The sequence below is a fragment of the Domibacillus indicus genome (assembly GCF_023715895.1).
GTDB classification, from domain to species: domain Bacteria; phylum Bacillota; class Bacilli; order Bacillales; family Domibacillaceae; genus Domibacillus; species Domibacillus indicus_A.
In genome coordinates, this window is the sequence record NZ_JAMBOO010000001.1 from 569,858 (window position 1) to 591,400 (window position 21,543).

Here is a 21,543-nt window from a genome sequence, read left to right on the forward strand (position 1 = left end):
ACAAAAGTCTTTCTCTCTATTATTGTATCAGAAAGCTTCTGCAATCGTTAACAGACTTATGGCGCTTTTTCATCAAGCTTCGCTGAGCGCCTTTTCAAACTGACCGATAATGTCTTCTGCTTCTTCAATACCAATTGAAATACGAACGGTTTTCTCAGAAACACCGACGGCTGCTTTTTCTTCTGCATTAAGTGAACGGTGGGAAGTGCCAAACGGCCATGAAACGGACGTTTCTACACCGGCAAGCGACGGAACAATCCCGATCCAGCCAAGTGAGCGGAAGAAAGCAAATTCGTCTGTATCTTTCGCCAGGTCAATCGTAACGATCGCTCCATTCCCCCGCTCAGATACGCCTTTTGGATAAAAAACTTTTTCTATTTTTGCATGAGTACGGAGCCAGTCTGCCACTTTCTCTGCATTGGCAGCCTGGCGCTCCATCCGCAGGCCAAGCGTTTTGGCTCCTCGGCATGCGAGCCATGATTCAAACGGGCTTAAGTTCATGCCAATGTTCACAACACGGCTTCTCGCTGCTTGTATGTATTCTTTCTTTCCAACTACAACACCTGCTGACACGTCACTGTGTCCGCCGATATATTTCGTCGCTGAGTGAACAACGAGATCTGCACCTAACTCGTAAGGCTTAATTAAAAACGGAGTGGCAAACGTATTATCTACCATTAAAACAAGTTCTTTTTTCTTGGCAAGAGCCGATACTTCTGCTATATTCTCAACACGCAAAAACGGGTTTGTAATTGATTCTGTATACAGCATAACCGTTTCCGGGCGGATGGCCGCTTCTACAGCTGACAAGTCTTCAAAATCTACAAACGAAGTTCCAATGCCCATACGCGACAGCTCTTCTTTCATCGCATAAAACGTGCCGCCGTATACATCCTGCGCGGCTACAATGTGATCGCCGCTTTTGGCTACAGCCAGAACTGCAGCTGTAATCGCACCAAGGCCGGATGACGCTGCTACTCCCTCTGGTGCTCCTTCAAGACGTGCTGTAATATTAGCCAGCTCATCTGCATTGGGATTGCCGACACGTGTATACAGATAAGGGGATTCCCCATTATAATAGCCTTCCATTTCTTCCAAGCTGTTGAATGCAAACACAGATGTCTGGTAAATCGGTGTCACTTTGCTTTGAATATTTTTTGGCAGCTTTTCGCCATGTAACGCTTTTGTGTTAAAAGAATCCATTGTTGTCCACTCCTTTTCATCTGTCCATTATATTCCGAAAATTGCACAAAAACAATCCGCCCTAACATGAGCGGATTAGTGGATTAGCTCTTTCATCATCGGTTCGTCCATCGGACCAACGATTTTTTGAGATACCGTGCCTTCTTCATCAAGCACGTATGTAGTAGGGATTGTATACACATCATACTCCTCTGTCACTGCACCGCTTTCATCGAGCAGCACAGGAAACGTGATATCGTATTGATGGGCAAATTCCCTCGCTTTAGACGAACTTTCTTCTATATTAACCGCCAGTATCTCAACATTGTCCGGCTTTTCCTCGTAAAAGGCCTGCATGTGAGGCATTTCGTCTTTGCACGGCGGGCACCATGTTGCCCAGAAATTTATAAACACTTTCTTCCCTTTGTAATCCGACAGCTTCACTTTTTTCCCATCTATTGTTTCCAAATGGAAATCTGGTGCTTTCTCTCCGATCGCAATACCGTTTTTGTCGTTTGTCACGGCCATCCCTTTTTCGCCGATATCCGTTACGTCTTTACGATCTTCATACAACTGAAAGCCGGCCAGTCCTATTAAAAGAATCAGCAGTGCGATGCCTAGCCATTTCTTGCGCATATGCGTCTCCTCCAGCAGGTTATGATCATTCCTCACTCCTTCCATCATATCATATGACCGCTTTCCTCCACTTATCTGCAAACAGTAGAAAAACAAAAAAAAGCCGCCATAAAGCGGCTTTCTTACATTAAAATCCCCAGCCAACATATGCTGCGCCCACGATGATAAGTAGAATAAACAATACGACTACAAGCGCGAATCCGCTGCCGTACCCGTTTTCTTTGTATTCGCCCATGTTTCTCCACCTCCCTGTCCGTTACACTTACAGCGTATGCACAAAGGAAGAAGCCGGAAGGGCAAGCCGCCTAGATAAAGAAAAAAGTGCTCGTCCCTCCCTGCTTTCGGGCAGGGAAGACAAGCACTTTTTCTTACAGATCAATATATTGAGCTGGGTCAACAGCGTTTTCTTTGCCTAATGTCCAAGGGCCTTTATGAATTTCGAAATGAAGATGCTGTCCGTAAGAACGGCCTGTGTTACCCATGTAGCCAATCACCTGGCCTTTGGATACGCTGCCGCCTTGTACAACACGCTCAGACAAATGCGCATAAACGGTTGTATAAACTTGTCCATTGATAGAGTGCGAGATAAAAATCGCATTTCCATATGAATCTGAATAATAAGAACGGCTCACTACACCATCTGCAGCGGCTACGATCGGCACACTTTCGCTGTTCGCAATATCTATGCCTTTATGATCGCCAAGTGAACGCAGGCCAAACCCTGACGTAAAGGTTCCCTCGGCCGGGCGCATAAACATGCCGCCTGTATCAGCCGGAGTGGCTGTTGAACGAGCCTCCTGCTTTGGCTCTGCTGCTGGAGCCGATTGCTGTTCTTGAGCAGCCGGTGCTGATGAAGAGGCAGCGGCGGCTTTTGAAGCAGCTGCTTTTGCTGCCGCTGCGGCAGCGGCTTCCTGCTCCGCTTTCTTTTTCGCCGCTTCTTCTGCTAAACGTTTCTGCTCAGCAATACGGGCTTGTTCTGCTTTGATGGCTGCTTGAATCGAAGCTTCCTGCGCGCTTAGCAGGCTTTGTTCCTCTTCAAGGCTGAGCTTTTGCTCATGCGCTTCATGCTCATCTGCAACAAGGCCTTTCATCACTTCATTTTTCGCTGCACGCTGTTTTTCCAGCTTGGCTTTCATTGTTTGCAAGTCTGCCAGCATGTTTTCCAAGCTTGCAAGCTCTTCTTTTACTTTTTGTTCATTGGCTTCAAGCTGTTTTTTGTCCCGTTCCTGCTCCTGCAAAATCTCTTTATCTGCATTTACAAGCGCCGTAACGGCTGTTGCACGGCTGACAAAATCACTGAAGCTTTCTGCTCCAAGCAGTACTTCTATGTAGCTGGCCGATCCGCCGCTTTGCTGAATCGAGCGGGCACGGTCTTCTAATACTTTTGTACGCTCAGCGATGCGAATCTTTAACTCTTCGATTTCCGCTCTCAAGCGTTCAATTTCTGCTTTTGTATCGGCAATTTCCTGCTCTTTTGTCCGGATCTTTGACTCGGAATCTGTAATCGCCCCATCCAGCTTACGGATTTCCGCGTTTACACTGTCCTGCTGCTGCTGAAGATTAGAAATAGCTTCCTCTTTTTTATTGATATTTTGTTCAAGACCGGATTTTTGTGACTGAATTTGCTGCTGGCGCTTTTGCAAATCAGATAAGCTTTCTGCTGAAGCGTCTCCCGTAAAACTGAATCCAATGGACGCTGCCACCGCAAGCGCCACGTACGATTTTCTTTTCAACGAATTGACCCCTCTCATCCCTGTATACTTGTTTTATATTTTCAAAAACCGTCTGACGGAAAGGAAGCTGCCCCATATTCCGATAAACACAGCCATCACCAGCATGAGTGCTGTAACCGGTAAAACGAGTGGAAGATAGTCGATAAAATCTACCAGCTGCGCTGCAAGTTTCGCAGAAAGGGCCTGCTCCACATAATAGTATCCAACTGCAATCGCTGCGATCGGAAGAATGGAGCCAAGCAGTCCGATCCACAGTCCTTCTAACAGAAACGGCCAGCGGATAAACCAGTTTGTCGCTCCAACAAGCTTCATAATCTCAATTTCTTTTCGACGGGCAAAAATAGTGATTTTAATTGTATTGGAGATTAAAAACATCGCAGTAAACAGAAGGCCTGCTACGAGGACAGCACCGACATTGCGCGCTGTTTTCATAAAGCTGAACAAGTTTTTCACTTCTTCTTCTCCATATACCGCTTTTTCTGTTTGGGCAAATTGCTCAATTTTTCGTGCCACGTCCGGTGTATCCTGTGGACGCGCTGTTTTTACAATATAGACGTCATACAGCGGATTGCTTTGTTCAAAGAGCGCATAATCATTGCCCATATCTTTAATCAAGTTTTGCAGTTCCTGCTCCTTGGACGAATACGCAATACTTTCAACTTCTGGCAGACTGCTAATCTGTTTCTTTAATTGCTCTTTTTCAGCTTTTGTCGTATCAAGCTTTATATGAACACGAACTTCCACATCATTTTCAACATCCGTTCCCGCTTTGTTTAAATTCAGCATAATCACCAGAAAAATGCCGGTTAACAAAAGCGTCACTGTGACCGCTGAAACAGCGGCAAACGTCATCCAGCCGTTCCGCCGGAGGTTTTTAAAGCTTTCCCTGAAATGGCGGCGCAAGGTTCTAGGCTTCATAACCGTAATCACCCCGCTGTTCATCACGGACAATCCGTCCGTTTTCAATCGCAATAACCCGGCGCCGAAGCGTATTGACGATATCTTTATTATGCGTTGCCATCACGATTGTCGTGCCGCGCTCGTTAATTCTACCAAAAAGGCGCATAATGTCCCATGATGTGTCCGGGTCAAGGTTCCCGGTTGGCTCATCCGCGATGACCACCTTCGGGTTGTTGACGATCGAACGGGCAATGGCCACCCGCTGCTGTTCCCCGCCGGACAATTCGGTCGGCAGCATGCGCGCTTTATGCTTCAGTCCGACTAAATCGAGCACTTCCATGACTCTCTTCCGGATGACAGCCGGCTCTTCTTCAATCACTTCAAGTGCAAATGCCACATTTTCGTATACCGTGAGAAGCGGCAAAAGTTTAAAATCCTGAAAGACAACGCCGACTTTGCGGCGCAGCGCAGGCACCGACCGCCTTCTTAGGGTTGCGGTGTTCATCCCGCCGACCGTTACGGTTCCGCCGGTCGGCTTTTCTTCACGATAGATTAATTTAATAAACGTCGATTTTCCGGCACCGCTCGGACCGACGATGTAAACAAATTCGCCTTGCTTAATTGTGACGTCAACGCTTGACAGCGCTGTGACCCCATTTGGGTATTTTTTCGTCACGCCTTTCATGTCAATCATTTCATCACCTGGTTTCGTTAATTCGGGCGGTTTTTATACCCGCTCCGCCTGTCCACAAAACATTATAGCACTGTTTGTTTTGTCACAATGAAAAGAATATGTTACAGATTCATTTCCTTTTGTAACATTTTTCGACAAAAACACAGCAAAAAAAGCGCTTATTGAATAAGCGCTTTTGGTATTTGGAAGATAACTGGATGGAATTGTTTGTATTAAAAGATGGCCCCAGTTCTTTCAATTTTTACTTTTGTCTCCACTTTTATATCCATATCGGGATATACTTCTCCCCAGTCGAGCTTTTTAAAGGCGTCTGGATCTTTAGCAATGATTCTTCGTCCAATGCCTAATGCATCCGAATTGGCCTCCTGCATTTTTTGGACTGTTTGCTGAAGCAGTTTTTGCGCTTCTTCTGTCAGCTGCTGATCTAAGCTTTTTATTACCTTTTCTTTTTCCAAGTGATCCGGAGGATACTCGATTACCTGCACCTCCATATCTACAGAAACGGTTGCCGTCGGATTTCCGTTTTTCGGCACATTCACTTTCAGCTTTGCTTTGGAATCTATAAGCGTGATTGAGATATCTTCTCCTCCTTCTATGCGGAATGTAAGCGGCAGCTCCTTTTGTGTTTGATTTACCATGATTAAAAACGATGAGGTTTCTTTCGCTGTCAGCTCTCCGCTCATCGAACGCCCGTTAAATAGAGCGCTTCCGTTTATTTCTGCTGCCCTCTGCTCCTCATTATAAGAGATAAGAGGAATTAAAGCGTCGCTTCCCTCATCTAAAAGAAGGTTGCAGGCCAGCTGCATATTCGTAACAGGAATAGCCGACTCTTGTTCAGCCGTTTCAATTATCTTAAAGAAATAATCACTGTAAAGGGTCTGGCCTTTAAAATCATGCTGAAAAAATTCATCGGCCCGCCCGTCTACGACTACAAGCTTGGCATTAAGCGGACTAATGGGGTTCCGAAAATAGGCATCCAGCAGAGCGTATAAATCGTGCTGTGCGCTTTCTTTCCCAATTATCATTACACTCAATTTTGAAATATCTAATGCGCCATCGATACGGCGGTCCATCTTGTACGCCACGTCCCGAATTGTCTGCCCTTTTTCTGACATGACTAAGCTTTGCGCAGCCTGCTGGGTCGGCCCTTCGGTTCCGCCCCCTCCACTGGTGGTTCCTTGATGTTCCTGGGGAATTTCGACCGTCAGCGTCAGATTGTTTTCTTCTTCCCTGTCGATGCCTACGCCAAATATTAAATTCAGATCTTTAACTGACTTTTGGTCCCAGCAGCCTGCTAAAAGCAGAGAAAGAGGAATGATAGCCCACCAATTTCTCATCCTGTAACCTCCCGTTTTCTTCTGATAATGGCCACAAGGAGTAAAAACAACGGAATAACAAATAGAAAAGCAATAGCGGCTGTTCCAGTGATTCTGCCGAGAATTTTAATGGTCTCCGCATTACTCGTATAAATAGCCAGCGGTACGATTAATACGCCTAAAACGTAAACAGGCTTTTTATGGTGCTTTGCATTCACCACTTTGGCGGCACCCATTGCTGCTATATACAAGTAGCTCATAAAAGAAGTAATCGAAAACACAGCCCAAAGAGAAAGAAAGATAAGATCGAGCCGTTCTACAATGCCGAGTTCAATCGATTTAATCATATAAAGAACCGGCTCTGGTACATGTGTTAACTTAACGATGCTGAAATAAGCAAATGCGCAAAGCGCCAGCAATGTATAAATGATCGTAACAACCAAGCTCGCTCCTGCTGCAGCCATCCATTTTTTTTTGTTTTCCGCCTGTGTAAACGGAAAAAGCCAGAGCAGAATTTCGATACCGTTCAACGCAAAAAGAGCTTTTTGGGAACCTGATAAAATAGCTTTGAAACCCGAAGAACCGATCGGAAGCAAATAGTACACGTTTAAGTAATTCCACATTAAAAGAAAGACCAGGAGCACACCGAGAAGCAAAAAGGACATCAATACGTAAAACCGCGCGATGACGCGCACATCTTCCTGAATCAAATAAATGGTAAGAGCCGTAATAATGACTGCAAAAACAACAGACGGTGTACGTGGAAATGCCCAGTCTGCTGTAATAGAAAGAAAAATCGCTAAAACCTGGCTAGCAACTACGAAAAAAAAGAGTGTATAAAAGGCTATAATAATGATACTTAAAACGCGTCCAACAAGGAGCGGTAAAAAATCAGCCAATGTCTTTTCGGGAAAACGACAAGCCAATAGCCATATAACAAAGATACCTATTTGTATGAAAAAACCAGCCAGTAAAACGGACAGCCACCCATCTCTTCCGGCAACTTGGTGCACTTCGTATGGAAGGGTTAAGATTCCTACCCCGACCTGAGTTTGCAGCAGGAAAAAAAAGAGCTGCCAACCCGAAATACTTGCTTCTCTTTTCACTTTTCCACCCACTGTCTTCCTTTTTTCTGTCTTTTCAGCGTCTGCGGTTTGCTGTCATATGGCCGCTTCGTTACTTTCCACCACGTTTTCCTTATAAAAACATCCTTTAAATCCTTTACTCGAAGTGGCGCAAGCGGTGAAAAATACGGCATACCGAGAGAGGTCATCTTGCACAAATGAATTAAGAGGATCATAAGCGCAAACACAATACCGAAGAATCCAAACAGGGATGCCGACACCATAAAAGGAAATCGAAGAAGGCGAATGGCTGTGTTCATTTCGATTGAAGGAACCACATAAGAAGAAATGGCGGTCAAGGCAACGACGATAATGGTGAAGTTTGAGACAAGCCCTGCACTTACAACCGCATCCCCGATGACAAGACCGCCGACAATCCCGATTGTCTGTCCAATCGGCGTCGGCAGCCGGATCCCTGCTTCCCGGATCAGTTCAATCGTCAGCTCCATAAACAGGGCTTCCATCAAAGCCGGATATGGAACTTGCTCCACAGAGCCCTTTAACTGTAAAATTAAATCCCTCGGCACAATCTCTGAGTGAAAGCTGACAACTGAAATATAAAAAGCTGGCAGAAGAATGGCAAAGAAAAAGGAAAACAAGCGGATCATCCGATAAAAAGACCCGGCAAGCGTCCGTGACGTATAATCATCCGGAGACTGGTAAAAAGAAAAAAAGGAAACGGGCCCAATCAAGCAGGTTGGACCGCCGTTTATGAAAACGGCAATACGGCCTTCCAGCAAATTGCCCGCGACCCGGTCCGGCCTTTCCGTATTCAGCAGCTGCGGGAAAGGAGACAGCGTGGAATCTTCAATCAATTCTTCGATTTGTCCAGCACTGTAAATGAGCTCTGCATCAATGGCTTCCAGCCTTTTCTTCATTCTCTGGACAAGTTCTGGATTGGCAATGTCTTTCTCATACATAATCGCCAGTAAATGAGTGGCTCTGTTGCCTTTTTCCAGATATTCAACCACCAGCCCTTTACTTTCAATCCGTTTGCGGACCAAGAAAATATTAACTGAAATGTCTTCAACAAAGCCGTCATGAGGACCGCGTACCACTTTTTCATTCATTGGCTCCTCAATGGCGCGCCCTGCATCTCTTTCTGTTCTGCAAAGCAGACAGGCTGGATTACCTTCTATAAACAGCAGGGTCTTCCCTCTTAATAACCCTTTTAATGCATCATTATGATCTGCCGCTTCTTCATACTCGATCACCGTTAAGGCCGCTTCTGGCTTTTTTGAACCATTTTCTTTTAACGGCTGAAGGACATGATTTTCAACTTTGACCGCTTCGACCATTGTTTCCATATATAAAAGGATTCCCTGTACTTTACCGTAAGAAAATGTCCTTTGTTTTATATCACTTGATTCAGTCAGTGCTGTGATCGCAGCCGCATTTTCGGATGCTGATTTCTTAAATACACCGCCTTTATCCTGCCGCCAAAATGGCATAATGCCACGCCCCTTTTTTCAGTAGGATGAGGCAAAACCAGTATTTTATGCATAAAAAAGAACCAGCATATGCCGGTTCCGCATTTTAGTGTTATTTTTTTTCAGCCAGCCAGGCAGCCACTGCTTCCGCCTCTTCGCCTTCTACTACATTTTTCGGCATCTGCCCCTGCCCATTTTCAATCACATGTAAAATTTCTTCTTTGCTCATCTTCGCTCCAATATTGCTCAGCTCCGGCCCAAATGCGCCTTCAAGATTTTCGCCGTGGCAGCTTAAGCAGCTTTGCGTATACACTTCTTCACCGACCGAAGCTGTTGTTTGACCTGTTCCTTCATCTGTGGACGGTGTTTGCTCTTCTGTTTCCTCGACCGCTGCATCTTCGCCGCCGCCGCATGCAGCCAGTGCCAGAGATGAACCAAGCATCAATGCCAGCAGTGACTTTTTCCATTTCATTTGCTGTTCCCCCTTCTCTCGATAAAAACTCACCGTAAGTATACCAAACTCGGCAGCCTATGACGAAAAAGCAGGTTTCATTGCCGGCTTTTCATCAAGGCAAGCGTGTAGATACACCGGGAGCTTTCTTACAGCTACGTCATTGGAGGAACTTGAAGGCGGTCGTCAAACAAATCAACGGTCAGCTGACCAGTTGAATCCACTTGTCCGAGAAAAACGTTATCCACGGTTACTCCCTGCTTCTGGAGCTCTTCATGAAGCCAGCCTCTATTTAACCGGAGAGCGGCAAGCGACTCGTCAAGAATACGGCCATCCATAATAACGGTCTGCGGTTCTTTTTCCGGGCGGACCGAAAGTCCCAGCATCGCAGGTGTTAACGGCTGGTTTTCTTTTTTTAGCAAGATACTTAAATCCCCTGATGCCTCCAGTACCGCAAACTCTACATCTGCGGCTTGAAACACATTTTTTTGCCGCAGAAGTTCGGAAAGCTCATCTATGGTATACCGTTCTTTTTTTAAATTTTCTTCCAGTATTTTTCCTTCTTTAATAAAAACGACACCTTTTCCCTCCACAAAACTGCGGAACTTCCGGCTCTTTAATGAAATATAGCCCGTTAAAAATGGAATTACGGTAAACACAGCAAGACCAACCACTCCGTGGACCACATCCCGCTCCAGCCCCATAATGACTTCCCCGCCAATGCTTCCGATGGTGATACCTGCTACATATTCAAAGAAAGACAGCTGGGCCAGCTGCTTTTTCCCTAAAATTTTCGTAATAAGAAACAACACTACTGTAAACAGTACGGCGCGAAAGGTAACATCTAACCAATCCGGCATGGCTGTACCTCCTTTTTCGCCATTCTTAATACGTCTCTAACCGTTTTTGTATATCGTCTGCAGCTTCCCTGACAGCCAGGATCGCATCATACAGCTCCTCTTTGGACTCTTCCCGCTTTGACAGCACGATAAGTGTCGAAAGGCTTGACTGGATGCTTCTTAAGCTGGCCAGGCATTGATCCATTTCACTTGTTACTTTCATTCCCCGTCGGCCTCAATCGATACGGCGTGGGCAATACATGGAATGGATTCACCCTGCTGGTACGTAAGCGGTGATAAAAGAGCGCCGGTTGCCACAACAAGCATACGGTTGATTTTTCCTTTTCTCATCTCGTTCAATAAATGGCCGTACGCGACTACAGCTGAACAGCCCGGACCGCTCCCGCCTGAATAAACCGGCTGGCTTTCATTGTAAATCATAATGCCGCAGTCTTTATACTGCTCTTCCTTAACAGGCGTGCCATTTTTCTTGAATAAGTCCATGGAAACAGAATGACCGATTCGGCCCAAATCACCGGTTACAATCAAGTCGTAATACGAAGGATCAACGCCGCGGTCCTTTAAGTGCGCTTCAATGGTATCGACTGCGGCCGGAGCCATCGCACCGCCCATATTAAACGGATCGGTCAGGCCCATATCGATCACTTTCCCGATCGTTGCAGAAGTCACCCGCGGACCGCTTCCTTCATTTCCCAAAAGTGCCGCTCCCGCTCCCGTTATGGTCCATTGAGACGTTGGCGGCTTTTGACCGCCATATTCCGTTGGATAGCGAAACTGTTTTTCCACAGCCGCGTTATGGCTTGAAGCACCGGCGATCACATAATTCGCACCGCCTGCATTGATAATCATTGCGCCCAGCGCCAGTCCTTCCATCGACGTGGCACAGGCGCTGAACAAGCCAAGATATGGCGCGCCAATCGACCGGCTCGCCAGGCTTGTCGGCGTGATCTGGTTAATTAAGTCGCCGCCTAAAATATATTGCACCTGCTCTTTATGGCGTCTTCCTTTTGCCAGTGCGGTTTCACACGCCTGCTCAAACAGGAGCCGGTGGGCTTTTTCATAAGAATCTTCCCCAAGCCATAAATCCTCGTGCAGCATATCAAAATCATCCGCCAGCGGGCCTTTTCCTTCAAACGGACCGCCTATGGTTCCTGTTGCTACAATCACCGGTTTTTGGTCAAACACCCACGTGCGCTGCCCCATCTGCATCACAAACCACCCCATTGAATCCATAAAATTTTAATAGTGGCAACGATAAAAGCTGAAAACACCCCAAATAAAATAACCGATCCTGCCAGCTTAAACATATTGCCGCCGACACCAAGCACAAATCCTTCTGAACGGTGCTCGATGGCAGCTGAAATCACCGCGTTGCCAAATCCGGTCAGCGGTACAGCAGAGCCCGCTCCTGCAAATTGAGCGATCCGGTCATAAACCCCAAACCCGGTCAGGAGCATGGCGATAAAAATCATTGTGCCGGCCGTCGGGTTCCCGGCTGTCTGCTCCGTAAAGTTAAAAAAGAAAATATAAAAGTATTGAATGGCCTGGCCGACTACACAAATAAGACCGCCGATTAAAAAAGCACGCAGGCAGTTTTGCGCAACCGGACGTTTTGCTTCCCGCTTTTTCTGCAGCTTTTGATACGCTGTCTGTTCTTGTGTTAACTTTTTTTGTTTTGCCATGTTGTCACGTCCTTCTCTGTTGCTGTCACATTTTTTTGCTTGAACAGAGATAGCGTGACAAAAAAAAGCCATATTTATTCATCCAAGAAGTAACAGGACAAACAAAGAGAAAGTTGGGGCACGATATAGCTGTAAAGAAACGGAGGGGTGTAAATGTCAAAGTGGAGCCGGCTGCCGATGGCATGCCTCATCCTTTATTTTTTAAGCGCAATGCCTGTTTCCGCGGAACAGCGCGTTACAGAGGAAAGAGCAGCATATTACGAAAAAATGGAGCGGCAGACGCTGCTGCCGTGGTATTATTTAGCCGCCGTTGACCAATTTGAGCGGAATATTCAAGTAGTTCGTGATGACCTGCCTGACCGAACCGGCACAATCAGCATTCATTTCCCGCGCAGCACCTGGGCTGGACGGCTAAACCCGCTGAAAAAAACAACGACACCTGCTGTCATTTCTTTTTTCGGCGGCCGCGGGCTTGATGGCGATCAGGACGGAAAAGCCGATCCAAATGATCCGGATGATGTGTTGTTTACAATGGCGACCCTGTTAACGAAAAACGGCTATCTGGAATCGGATATTAAAAAAGCATTGAAGGATTATTATAAAAAAGACGCGTCAGTGAAACAGATCATGACGATTGCGGCTTTGTACCGCCACTTCGATACAATTGAGCTGGATGGCCATACTTTCCCTCTTCCTTTAGGGTATAACTACAGCTACCGCAGCACGTGGGGGGACAAACGCGGCTGGGGCGGGCGCCGGATGCATGAAGGCACCGATTTGTTTGCTTCTTATGGTGTCCCGGTGCGGGCCACCACATACGGAATCATTGAAATAAAAGGATGGAATGAATATGGCGGCTGGCGGGTCGGCATCCGGGATGTCCATAATGTGTACCATTATTTTGCCCATCTGTCGGGCTTTGAAAAAGGAATAAAAGAAGGCATGATTGTTAAACCAGGCACGGTTGTCGGTTACGTCGGCAGCTCCGGCTATGGTAAGCCCGGCACAGCCGGCAAGTTCCCGCCTCACCTTCATTACGGGATGTACAAATATAACGGCCGGATGGAATGGGCATTTGACCCATACCCGTCTCTTTCCCACTGGGAACAGGCTGAAAAAGCTGAGAAAAAGTCGAATTAACAAAAAAACCACCGAACCGCACGGGTTCTGGTGGTTTGTTTCTTTTTACAGGCGGGAGCGAAGGTACGCATTAATAAATGCATCTAAATCGCCATCCATAACCGCTTGGATGTTTCCTGTTTCCTCACTTGTCCGGTGGTCTTTTACCATGGAATACGGATGGAATACATACGAGCGAATCTGGCTTCCCCAGCCGATTTCTTTTTGTTCACCGCGAATTTCAGCAAGCTCCGCTTCCTGCTCCTCTAAGCGGCGCTGATACAATTTCCCTTTGAGCATTTTCATCGCATGCTCACGGTTTTTAATTTGCGAACGCTCTGTCTGGCACGTGACCACAACGCCTGTCGGGATGTGGGTAATCCGGACAGCCGAATCCGTTGTATTGATGTGCTGACCGCCGGCGCCGCTTGCCCGGTACGTATCGATTTTCAAATCTTCTGTCCGGATTTCGATTTCGATTTCTTCATTAAATTCCGGCATAACTTCACACGATACGAAAGAAGTATGGCGGCGGCCTGATGAATCAAATGGTGAAATCCGCACAAGGCGATGAACGCCTTTTTCCGCTTTTAAATAGCCGTAGGCGTTATGGCCTTTAATAAGCAGCGTTACACTTTTAACGCCAGCTTCATCGCCCGGCAGGTAATCAATTGTTTCCACTTTAAAGCCGCGCTTTTCCGCCCAGCGTGTGTACATCCGCAGTAGAAGTGATGCCCAGTCCTGTGACTCGGTTCCGCCGGCACCAGGGTGAAGCTCTAAAATGGCATTGTTTTTATCATGCTGTTCGCTCAGCAAAAGCTGAAGCTCAAAATTGTCAAGACGCGTTTGAAATTCTTTCGTTTCATTCGCAAGCTCTTCATGCAAATCCGCATCGTTTTCTTCTTTTAACAGCTCGTGGGTCATTTCAAGATTTTCCTGTGTTTCCACCAAATCTTTATATTCATTCACAAGCTCTTTGAGCGCGTTTGATTCATTAATAACCGTCTGCGCGCTCTGCTGATCGTTCCAGAAATCAGGGTCAAGCATGCGGTCTTCAAGCTCTGCCATTCGTGCCTCTTTGTTTTCTAAGTCAAAGAGACCCCCTAAAGTCCGCCAATTTCTCGGCTGAATTGTCAAGCGTGTTGCGAATTTCAAATAGTTCCATCTAGTCCACCTCTAAATAAATTTGATAAAAGAGCCTGGGTGCGGCTAAACCGCACCTTTTACTCTTGAAGTCCGTGACAGTTTTTATACTTTTTGCCGCTGCCGCATGGGCACAGCTCGTTGCGTCCGATTTCCGGCGCTTTGCGGAGCGGTTTTTTCTTTTTCGGTGCTTCTTCTTCTTTTGGATTGACCGCCTGGCCTTTTGCTACTTCCTGGCGCTCAAGGTTGCTGCGGATTTCCGCTTTCATGACATATTTGGCTGCTTCTTCATTGATAGCAGCAATCATCTGCTCAAACATGGCAAAGCCTTCGTTTTGATACTCGCGAAGCGGATCAATCTGTCCGTAAGCACGCAGGTGAATCCCCTGGCGAAGCTGATCCATCGCATCAATATGGTTGATCCATTTTGAATCGACGGCACGAAGCAGTACAACTTTTTCAAATTCACGCATTTGCTCGGCGCCAAGCTGTGCTTCACGCTCATTGTAGCGTTCCGTGACTTTGTCGGAAATAATGCAGCTGATTGTATCCAGGTCCTGGCCGCGAAGTTCATCCGCTGATACCGCTCCCTCTTCAAGCAGGTTCGCGTTTACCGTGTCGGCAATGCCTTCTGCGTCATACGGCTCGGCCGCTTCTTCATCGTTCGCATGTGCCGCAATTGTTGTTGCGATCGTTTTGGTCACCATTTCTTCTAAAATGCTGCGCAGGTTTTCTGCTTCGAGCACTTCATCACGCTGCTTGTAAATGATTTCACGCTGCTGGCGTAATACATCATCATATTCAAGAAGACGTTTCCGCGCGTCAAAGTTATTGCCTTCTACGCGTTTTTGCGCAGATTCAACCGCCCGGGATACCATCTTGCTTTGAATAGGCTGAGTGTCATCCATGCCAAGCTTGGCCATCATCGACTTCATATTATCCGATCCGAAGCGGCGCATCAATTCATCTTCCATTGACAGATAAAACTGGGTGACACCCGGGTCGCCCTGACGGCCGGAGCGTCCGCGAAGCTGATTGTCAATCCGGCGTGATTCATGGCGCTCCGTTCCGATAACGGCCAGTCCGCCCAGCTCTTTGACGCCTTCACCGAGTTTAATATCGGTTCCGCGTCCAGCCATGTTAGTCGCAATCGTCACAGCACCCGGCTGTCCGGCATCCTGAATGATTTCTGCTTCCCGCTCGTGGTTTTTCGCATTCAGTACGTTGTGCGGAACGCCTCTTTTCGTTAAGTGGGCTGAAATAAGCTCAGATGTTTCGATCGCCACTGTCCCGACTAGAACCGGCTGTTTTTTCTGGTAGCGCTCATGGATATCTTCCACAACAGCCATAAATTTACCGTTCATCGTTGCATAAATTAAATCGGCGCGGTCATCACGGGCAATTGGACGGTTTGTCGGAATCGCCACTACACGCATATTATAAATGTTGCGGAATTCTTCTTCCTCCGTGCGGGCCGTACCGGTCATGCCGGAAAGCTTTTCATACATCCGGAAGAAGTTCTGGAACGTAATCGTCGCCATCGTCATGCTTTCATTTTGAATTTGAACGCCTTCTTTTGCTTCAATTGCTTGATGAAGCCCGTCGGAATAACGGCGCCCTTTCATTAAGCGGCCGGTAAACTGGTCAACGATGACGACTTCCCCGTCCTGCACGACGTAATCTACGTCGCGATGCATCGTCACACGCGCTTTTAACGCCTGTGTAATATGATGGTTTAAGCCGACATGCTTCAAGTCAAACAAGTTCTCAATGCCGAATGCTTTTTCCGCTTTCGTCATTCCTTCTTCGGTTAACAGTACGCTTTTCGTTTTAATATCAACTGTGAAGTCTTCTTCTTCTTTCAGCGTGCGGACGAATGAAAACGCATGGATATACAGCTGCGTTGATTTGGCTGCCTGTCCGGAAATGATCAGCGGCGTCCGCGCTTCATCGATTAAGATAGAGTCCACTTCATCGATAACCGCATAGTGAAGCGGACGCTGTACTTTATGCTCTTTGTACAGCACCATATTGTCACGCAGGTAGTCAAAGCCAAATTCGTTGTTTGTTCCGTACGTAATGTCACACTCGTACGCTTCTTTTTTCTGCTCTTTCGACAAGCTGTTTAAATTCAAGCCGACTGTTAAGCCAAGAAACTCGTAAAGACGGCCCATTTCTTCCGCATCGCGGGATGCCAGGTATTCATTGACGGTAATAACATGAACGCCTTTGCCGGAAATCGCATTTAAATAAACCGGCATTGTGGCCGTCAGCGTTTTCCCTTCACCGGTTTTCATTTCAGAGATATTCCCCTCATGAAGGGCGGCTCCCCCCATGAGCTGAACACGGTACGGGTAAAGGCCAAGCACACGCTTCGCGGCTTCCCGTACAACGGCAAACGCTTCTACAAGCAGGTCATCAAGCGATTCGCCTTTTTGATAACGCTGTTTGAAGTCTTCTGTTTTATCTTTTAACGCTGCATCGGAAAGCGCCGCTGTTTCATCCGCCAGCGCCTCCACTTTTACAGCTGTTTTTTCAAGTTTTTTTATTTCTTTTTTATTCGCATCAAACACTTTATTTAATAAACCCATTTCAAACGCTCCTTTTCAGGTTCAACAGGGCAAAACCTTCGCATTTTTCCTAGTTAATAGTACCACTTCTGAAGGTGAGCGTACACTCATATGGTTTATTTTTGCCCGCTTCCCGCTGCCTGCAATTTTTCTTCCAGGACAGCTTCCATTTCCTTCTGCCGTTTTGAAAGTGTCGCAGCAGAAATACCGTAGCGGCTTGCGATCGCTGCCTTTGATTCTTTCACATCAAGCAGTTCGTGCGCCTGAAGAAGAGCGATCATGGCAGCAGTAAAGACTTCCTTCTTCCGGACTGCCGGATCTTCCTTCGAGCAGTAGTAATTCCAAAGAAGCACGGCCATTTGAGCTACAGGCTGCCCATACTGCTCCTGTTCAAACGAAGCTTCCATATGCGCGGCTGTTTCCTTTTGGGCTTCTTTTGCCCACATCAATGTCGTCAGATCAACAGCGGCATGTCCTTTTTCATACACAGCAAACAATGTATCCATTACACTGACAAAGTTATGTGCGAAAAAGTCCTGCGTATCTTCAAAAGCAGACTCATTAAACATGTTGCGGACCGCAGCTGCCATCGCTTCTGCATGGGCTGCTTCAAAGTGGAAATCTGTCATAAAAAACGTATAATCAGATTCATGCGGCAGCAGTGCGCCTGTCACAAACGCGCCGACAAGATCAATACTTCTCAGTGCCCGTACAGAATAAACCTCATCTGTTAAAATATCACGCACTTGATATACAGGGCCGTCGCAGGATTCGATGACTCCGGCCATAAAACGGTAATCTACCCACGAAGAAATAATTTCCGCTGTGCGCTGACGTGAGATAGACGGTACACGACGTTTCACAAATTTCGTTAAAATGGTCTCGTTTTCTTTAATCGTCCGGGTTAAAATCGCCCAAATTTCAAATGTTACAAGAAACACCTGTTCATTTTGACGCAGTGTCTCATTTGACTGAAGCAGCGGCTGAAACTCTTTTTTCAGCATCGCTGAATGATTTTCCATCGCATAATCAATCAATTCCCGCTGAATCGCACTTGCTTCTTCTACCAAAACCGGTACAATCGCCGCTCCTTCTCTTTTTCCGCAGCATTTTTTATATTTTCTTCCGCTGCCGCATAGGCACGGATCATTTCGTCCAATTGACATCTCTTTTTTTCCTCCTCGTGCAAAGTCACGCTCTTTATCATATCATGAATCGCACATACAAAAAAGAAGCCCGCGTATTCTGCGGACTTCTTAGGGTGCTAATACATGCTCGGCTGCTGGTATATGCCGGCTCCGACGCTCATGATCCGGATGGTCACTCACTTTGTGCCTTAAAAGACAAGCATGTTATCAGCCTGTTTTTTTAATATATAAGAAAAAGATTAGTTGGTTTCAATCAAGCCATATTTGCCGTCACTTCGTTTGTATACAATGTTTGTGCCATCTGTTTCAGCATCTGTGTAAATAAAGAAATTATGGCCCAGCAGATTCATTTGAAGAACCGCTTCTTCTGAATCCATTGGCTTCAAGTCAATTTGTTTTGTCCGGACAACCTGCAGATCGTCCTGCTCTTCTTCTACAGCCGCGCTGTCAGCCTGCACCGCGAAATAATCCTGCGGCTCGCCTTTTTCACGGAACTTGCGGTTTACTTTCGTTTTATGTTTGCGAATCTGGCGCTCTAATTTATCTGTAATTAAATCAACTGCTGCATATAGATCCGGATTACGTTCCTCTGCCCGAAGAACAAGATTTTTCATCGGGATCGTCACTTCTACCTTTGCGTTTGTGTTATTGTACGTTTTTAAGTTCACGTGTACATTCGCATTAGGAGTTTCGGTGAAATAGCGCTCAAGCTTACTGATCTTTTTCTCTACATACTCACGAATAGCCGGAGTCACTTCAATATTTTCACCGCGAATGTTATAGTTCATCATGCTAGAACTCCTCCTTCAACTAATTGCTATACTTCTATATTCTTTATGTACCCTTCAGAATCCTTCTTAATCCAGGAAAAAATTTGTCGAATTTTCAAAAAACTTTTATCAAGAAAAAATCCGGGCTTTGGGGGCACCGGATTAATTGCGTTTATCATAAAAAACACCATCTGTCTGCAGCGCTTCATACGGATTTGAATACTTGCTCATCGTCTTCTTTTTCACTTTTACTTCCTGTAAATCTTCTTTGACAGCCCGGCTCAGCTTTTGCAGGTGCTGTTCAATTTCCTGGTTCATTAAATGAATCTCACGCCCAAGCTTTTGCTCTTCCTCCGTAAAAGGCGGCTGAATGTTTGGAAGAATGTCACCGCGCTGGTCCAGCAGCTCTTCAACACCTTGAATTTGACTGTCACGATCTTCATTCGCTGCCTGAAGCAGATCAAGCAGCCTTTTCGTCATTTTATGACAGTCATGAACCGGCGTCATTACACCCGGCCGCCCGCACCAACTTGCTGCATGCGGCGGTTTTCCTGAATAACCTGCTTCCACGTATCGCGGAATTCAATGACAAATCCTTCTACTTCTTTTAAGATAGCCGGGTCATTTTTAATGTTCGCTTGGACAAGGCGTTCATTCATAAACTCGTAAAGGGCGAGCATTTTTTTTGCGAGATCTGTATCTGTTTTAAGCGTAATGCTCAACTCACGGATAATCGCCTGCGCTTTTTGTACATTCACATTTTTTTGTTCTATATTATTTTCTTTCATCGCACGTTCAGCCAGATGAATAAATTTCAGGCATCCATTATACAACATTAACGTCAATTCACCAGGCGATGCCGTATTCACTGAATTATTCGCATACGCCTGATGCGGATTATTGATTGCCACTAGAGGGTCACTCCTTTTTTATAATTAGCTGCTAAACTGCTGCATTAAGTAAGCAGACTGCGAATTTGCATTCTGCATCGCTTTTTCCATGGCCGTGAATTGTTTCCAATAACGGTCTTCTACTTGAGTCAATCGATCTTCAAATCGAGTAATACTGTTATCAACGCTCGTAAGCTGGCGGCCGATCGCAAACTTTTGGTTTGTATAACCAGCACTTCCGGCACGATCTTTTAATTGATCCATTGCTTTATCAACAGTGTTATATAGACGGTGGATAATCCCCTGCTCACTAACAGACGTTGAACCGGACCCGCCAATAAACAATGCTTCAACAGCTTCCGGGTTCTCTGCTAATGCTTTTTTCAATTTTGTTTCATCAATTTCAAGCTTTCCGCCTTCTAAATAGTTAGATGAAGTTGTAATACCGATTTCTGCCAGCTGATTATAGGAAGCATTCGTGCTGCTATTTGTTACTGCCTGGGAGAAGTTACTCCGCATCGTAGAAAGCACTCCAGTTAATGTGGTATCTCTACGCAGTAATCCGCTTTTCGCTTTCTCTTCCCATTGCTCCTGCTGCTTGTCTGAAAGCTGTTCACGCTGCTCATCTGTAAGCGGCGTATAATCACGGTATCGTTCCTCTGATGTTTTTTTGCTGATTGCGGCGATTAATGTATTGTACTTATCAACAAAGTCTTTGATGTTGTTATAAACCGTATCTGTGTCTTTAGAAACAGATAAAGATATAGCTTGTGTCGAATCAAATGTCCCTTTTAAAGTAATAGAAACACCATTCATATCAAATGTATTAGACTTTCTCGTGGTTGCAAGTCCGTTAATAACAAATTCTGCATCAGAACCTTTCGACACTGCTGCAGTATTGTCCAATTTCAAAATATCAGTAGCAAAAACACCAGAAATAGACAAGTTCGAAGCTGTATTAAGGGTGTAATCCCCATTGTTGTCTTTGGTAAAGTCACCGGTTTCCTTTTGCATAAGTGAAATTTTATTGGTGGCCATGTCAAAAAACATAGACACACCGGCGTTTGAGCCATTTACTTTAGAAACAACTTGATTAAGCGTATCCGTTGAACTGATTAAAAAGTTTTCCTCTACTTCACCTTTTGAGGTTTGAGCGGTAATGGAGAAGTCGGCATACTGCTCGCCATTTTGTGCCACCGAAATATAATCTACTTTTACTGTAGAACCGGCAGCAATAGAGTTACTAAAAGTAATATTTCCATCGGCATCAATTTTCGCCTGATTTTTTGATGCATCAAAAGAATCTCCCGGTGCGATTACATTGTAATCCACGCCGTTTACTTTAACAGACATCTTTACTGCATCGGCAGATTGAACAGATCCTGCTGCAACTCCAAGGCTGACAGTGTTTCCACCTGTAACACCAGAAAGAGTCTTGCTCTCTACCTTTCCAGATGTCCAAGCAAAATCTTTTGCAAAAGAATTGTTGGCTGCATCACTTAAAGCCTTCGTTGCGTCGAGCGTTTCCCCCGCCGTCTCGTTTAATTTCGCTGTTACCCATGTTTCTGCTGACGCGAGCTTCGTAACACTAGAAATATTATAAGATCCTTGTGAAGCAGCAGTAGATGACGTGGCTGTTACAAGTGATTCATTAGAAGTGGTTACCGCACTAGCCCGGTAGTTTTGTGTCTTTTTCATTCCCGTAGAAGACGTTAAGTTTTTAAAGTCATTGAGCAGAAGGTTCATTTCCCGATACTGATCTCGCTGCCACTCTAGCGTCTGTTTCTTTTGTTTTAATTTATCAAGCGGTATCCGCTCTGCTTTCATTAAGTCTTTAATAATCGACTCAGTGTCCATGCCACTGGCCATTCCGCCTACGCGAAGCACCATAATCT

General features: G+C 45.9%; 21 protein-coding genes and 1 pseudogene. 1 reads left to right on the forward strand and 21 read right to left on the reverse strand.

What is annotated here, in order from left to right; translation table 11 throughout:
• Window positions 1-72 precede the first annotated feature (72 nt).
• The 14 genes and pseudogenes from M3221_RS02980 to spoVAC all read right to left on the reverse strand — a co-directional run bounded on the left by M3221_RS02980 (window position 73) and on the right by spoVAC (window position 12,008).
• Window positions 73-1,203, reverse strand: coding sequence for a trans-sulfuration enzyme family protein (locus tag M3221_RS02980; RefSeq protein ID WP_251270045.1), 1,131 nt, complete (start codon window positions 1,201-1,203; stop codon window positions 73-75).
• A gap of 75 nt (window positions 1,204-1,278) precedes the next feature.
• On the reverse strand, window positions 1,279-1,818 hold the full coding sequence (locus M3221_RS02985) for a redoxin domain-containing protein (RefSeq protein WP_251270046.1): 540 nt from the start codon (window positions 1,816-1,818) through the stop codon (window positions 1,279-1,281).
• A 127-nt stretch (window positions 1,819-1,945) separates the two neighbouring features.
• On the reverse strand, window positions 1,946-2,053 hold the full coding sequence (locus M3221_RS02990; protein ID WP_242231870.1) for a YjcZ family sporulation protein: 108 nt from the start codon (window positions 2,051-2,053) through the stop codon (window positions 1,946-1,948).
• Window positions 2,054-2,186: 133 nt separating this feature from the next.
• Window positions 2,187-3,551: a murein hydrolase activator EnvC family protein gene (locus M3221_RS02995; RefSeq protein WP_251270047.1), complete on the reverse strand. Its 1,365-nt coding sequence runs from the start codon at window positions 3,549-3,551 to the stop codon at window positions 2,187-2,189.
• A 33-nt stretch (window positions 3,552-3,584) separates the two neighbouring features.
• A complete protein-coding gene (ftsX, locus tag M3221_RS03000; protein ID WP_251270048.1) occupies window positions 3,585-4,469 on the reverse strand; it encodes a permease-like cell division protein FtsX in 885 nt (294 codons plus the stop codon).
• Window positions 4,459-5,145: a cell division ATP-binding protein FtsE gene (ftsE, locus tag M3221_RS03005; protein ID WP_251270049.1), complete on the reverse strand. Its 687-nt coding sequence runs from the start codon at window positions 5,143-5,145 to the stop codon at window positions 4,459-4,461. Before ftsE ends, ftsX begins: the two co-directional genes overlap by 11 nt.
• Window positions 5,146-5,357: 212 nt before the next feature.
• A complete protein-coding gene (locus M3221_RS03010; protein ID WP_251270050.1) occupies window positions 5,358-6,482 on the reverse strand; it encodes a Ger(x)C family spore germination protein in 1,125 nt (374 codons plus the stop codon).
• Complete coding sequence (locus tag M3221_RS03015) at window positions 6,479-7,579, reverse strand: GerAB/ArcD/ProY family transporter (RefSeq protein ID WP_251270051.1); 1,101 nt, start codon at window positions 7,577-7,579, stop codon at window positions 6,479-6,481. The genes M3221_RS03010 and M3221_RS03015 overlap by 4 nt, the downstream gene beginning before the upstream one ends.
• Window positions 7,564-9,036, reverse strand: coding sequence for a spore germination protein (locus tag M3221_RS03020; protein ID WP_251270052.1), 1,473 nt, complete (start codon window positions 9,034-9,036; stop codon window positions 7,564-7,566). Before M3221_RS03020 ends, M3221_RS03015 begins: the two co-directional genes overlap by 16 nt.
• A 91-nt stretch (window positions 9,037-9,127) precedes the next feature.
• Window positions 9,128-9,487 (reverse strand): cytochrome c551, encoded by a 360-nt coding sequence (gene cccB / locus M3221_RS03025; protein ID WP_251270053.1) that lies wholly within the window; start codon window positions 9,485-9,487, stop codon window positions 9,128-9,130.
• Between the two features lie 143 nt (window positions 9,488-9,630).
• Window positions 9,631-10,326 (reverse strand): annotated as a pseudogene (locus M3221_RS03030) (DUF421 domain-containing protein); the annotation flags it as partial.
• 25 nt (window positions 10,327-10,351) lie between these two features.
• Window positions 10,352-10,528, reverse strand: a complete 177-nt coding sequence (locus tag M3221_RS03035) for a DUF1657 domain-containing protein (protein ID WP_251270054.1) — start codon at window positions 10,526-10,528, stop codon at window positions 10,352-10,354.
• Window positions 10,525-11,535 (reverse strand): stage V sporulation protein AD, encoded by a 1,011-nt coding sequence (spoVAD, locus tag M3221_RS03040; protein ID WP_251270055.1) that lies wholly within the window; start codon window positions 11,533-11,535, stop codon window positions 10,525-10,527. Before spoVAD ends, M3221_RS03035 begins: the two co-directional genes overlap by 4 nt.
• Window positions 11,535-12,008, reverse strand: a complete 474-nt coding sequence (gene spoVAC, locus M3221_RS03045; protein ID WP_251270056.1) for a stage V sporulation protein AC — start codon at window positions 12,006-12,008, stop codon at window positions 11,535-11,537. The genes spoVAD and spoVAC overlap by 1 nt, the downstream gene beginning before the upstream one ends.
• 153 nt (window positions 12,009-12,161) lie before the next feature.
• Here spoVAC and M3221_RS03050 point away from each other — a divergent pair, with 153 nt between their 5' ends.
• A complete protein-coding gene (locus M3221_RS03050; protein ID WP_251270057.1) occupies window positions 12,162-13,148 on the forward strand; it encodes a M23 family metallopeptidase in 987 nt (328 codons plus the stop codon).
• A gap of 45 nt (window positions 13,149-13,193) precedes the next feature.
• On the opposite strand, the gene prfB is transcribed toward M3221_RS03050, so the two are convergent.
• From prfB to fliD, 7 genes are all read right to left on the reverse strand, one after another.
• Window positions 13,194-14,292 (reverse strand): peptide chain release factor 2 gene (gene prfB, locus M3221_RS03055; RefSeq protein WP_251270058.1). Its coding sequence is split into 2 segments (ribosomal slippage): window positions 13,194-14,219 and window positions 14,221-14,292, totalling 1,098 coding nucleotides; the frame shifts between segments, so codons are not numbered across the junction.
• Between the two features lie 58 nt (window positions 14,293-14,350).
• Entirely contained in the window at window positions 14,351-16,861 is a 2,511-nt protein-coding gene (secA, locus tag M3221_RS03060; protein ID WP_251270059.1) for a preprotein translocase subunit SecA, read from the reverse strand.
• A 95-nt stretch (window positions 16,862-16,956) separates the two neighbouring features.
• Complete coding sequence (locus M3221_RS03065) at window positions 16,957-18,006, reverse strand: SEC-C metal-binding domain-containing protein (RefSeq protein WP_251270060.1); 1,050 nt, start codon at window positions 18,004-18,006, stop codon at window positions 16,957-16,959.
• Between the two features lie 221 nt (window positions 18,007-18,227).
• Complete coding sequence (gene hpf / locus M3221_RS03070; RefSeq protein WP_242231885.1) at window positions 18,228-18,779, reverse strand: ribosome hibernation-promoting factor, HPF/YfiA family; 552 nt, start codon at window positions 18,777-18,779, stop codon at window positions 18,228-18,230.
• Window positions 18,780-18,920: 141 nt separating this feature from the next.
• The gene (gene fliT, locus M3221_RS03075) at window positions 18,921-19,265 is read right to left on the reverse strand and encodes a flagellar protein FliT (protein ID WP_251270061.1); all 345 of its coding nucleotides are present in this window, start codon (window positions 19,263-19,265) and stop codon (window positions 18,921-18,923) included.
• Window positions 19,265-19,669 carry a flagellar export chaperone FliS gene (fliS, locus tag M3221_RS03080; RefSeq protein WP_251270062.1) on the reverse strand — a complete coding sequence of 135 codons (405 nt, stop codon included), beginning with the start codon at window positions 19,667-19,669 and terminating at the stop codon, window positions 19,265-19,267. The genes fliT and fliS overlap by 1 nt, the downstream gene beginning before the upstream one ends.
• Before the next feature lie 24 nt (window positions 19,670-19,693).
• Complete coding sequence (gene fliD / locus M3221_RS03085) at window positions 19,694-21,538, reverse strand: flagellar filament capping protein FliD (protein WP_251270063.1); 1,845 nt, start codon at window positions 21,536-21,538, stop codon at window positions 19,694-19,696.
• Window positions 21,539-21,543: the final 5 nt, after the last annotated feature.

What these genes read in the sequence shown, in the direction of transcription:
- hpf (WP_242231885.1), bottom strand. Translation starts at nt 18,779, where the DNA reads ATGATGAACTATAACATTCGCGGTGAAAATATTGAAGTGACTCCGGCT.
- spoVAD (WP_251270055.1), bottom strand. Translation starts at nt 11,535, where the DNA reads ATGCAGATGGGGCAGCGCACGTGGGTGTTTGACCAAAAACCGGTGATT.
- M3221_RS03020 (WP_251270052.1), bottom strand. Translation starts at nt 9,036, where the DNA reads ATGCCATTTTGGCGGCAGGATAAAGGCGGTGTATTTAAGAAATCAGCA.
- M3221_RS02990 (WP_242231870.1), bottom strand. Translation starts at nt 2,053, where the DNA reads ATGGGCGAATACAAAGAAAACGGGTACGGCAGCGGATTCGCGCTTGTA.
- M3221_RS03050 (WP_251270057.1), top strand. Translation starts at nt 12,162, where the DNA reads ATGTCAAAGTGGAGCCGGCTGCCGATGGCATGCCTCATCCTTTATTTT.
- cccB (WP_251270053.1), bottom strand. Translation starts at nt 9,487, where the DNA reads ATGAAATGGAAAAAGTCACTGCTGGCATTGATGCTTGGTTCATCTCTG.
- M3221_RS03065 (WP_251270060.1), bottom strand. Translation starts at nt 18,006, where the DNA reads ATGTCAATTGGACGAAATGATCCGTGCCTATGCGGCAGCGGAAGAAAA.
- spoVAC (WP_251270056.1), bottom strand. Translation starts at nt 12,008, where the DNA reads ATGGCAAAACAAAAAAAGTTAACACAAGAACAGACAGCGTATCAAAAG.
- M3221_RS02985 (WP_251270046.1), bottom strand. Translation starts at nt 1,818, where the DNA reads ATGCGCAAGAAATGGCTAGGCATCGCACTGCTGATTCTTTTAATAGGA.
- M3221_RS03010 (WP_251270050.1), bottom strand. Translation starts at nt 6,482, where the DNA reads ATGAGAAATTGGTGGGCTATCATTCCTCTTTCTCTGCTTTTAGCAGGC.
- M3221_RS02980 (WP_251270045.1), bottom strand. Translation starts at nt 1,203, where the DNA reads ATGGATTCTTTTAACACAAAAGCGTTACATGGCGAAAAGCTGCCAAAA.
- fliT (WP_251270061.1), bottom strand. Translation starts at nt 19,265, where the DNA reads ATGACGCCGGTTCATGACTGTCATAAAATGACGAAAAGGCTGCTTGAT.
- ftsE (WP_251270049.1), bottom strand. Translation starts at nt 5,145, where the DNA reads ATGATTGACATGAAAGGCGTGACGAAAAAATACCCAAATGGGGTCACA.
- M3221_RS03035 (WP_251270054.1), bottom strand. Translation starts at nt 10,528, where the DNA reads ATGAAAGTAACAAGTGAAATGGATCAATGCCTGGCCAGCTTAAGAAGC.
- secA (WP_251270059.1), bottom strand. Translation starts at nt 16,861, where the DNA reads ATGGGTTTATTAAATAAAGTGTTTGATGCGAATAAAAAAGAAATAAAA.
- ftsX (WP_251270048.1), bottom strand. Translation starts at nt 4,469, where the DNA reads ATGAAGCCTAGAACCTTGCGCCGCCATTTCAGGGAAAGCTTTAAAAAC.
- fliD (WP_251270063.1), bottom strand. Translation starts at nt 21,538, where the DNA reads ATGGTGCTTCGCGTAGGCGGAATGGCCAGTGGCATGGACACTGAGTCG.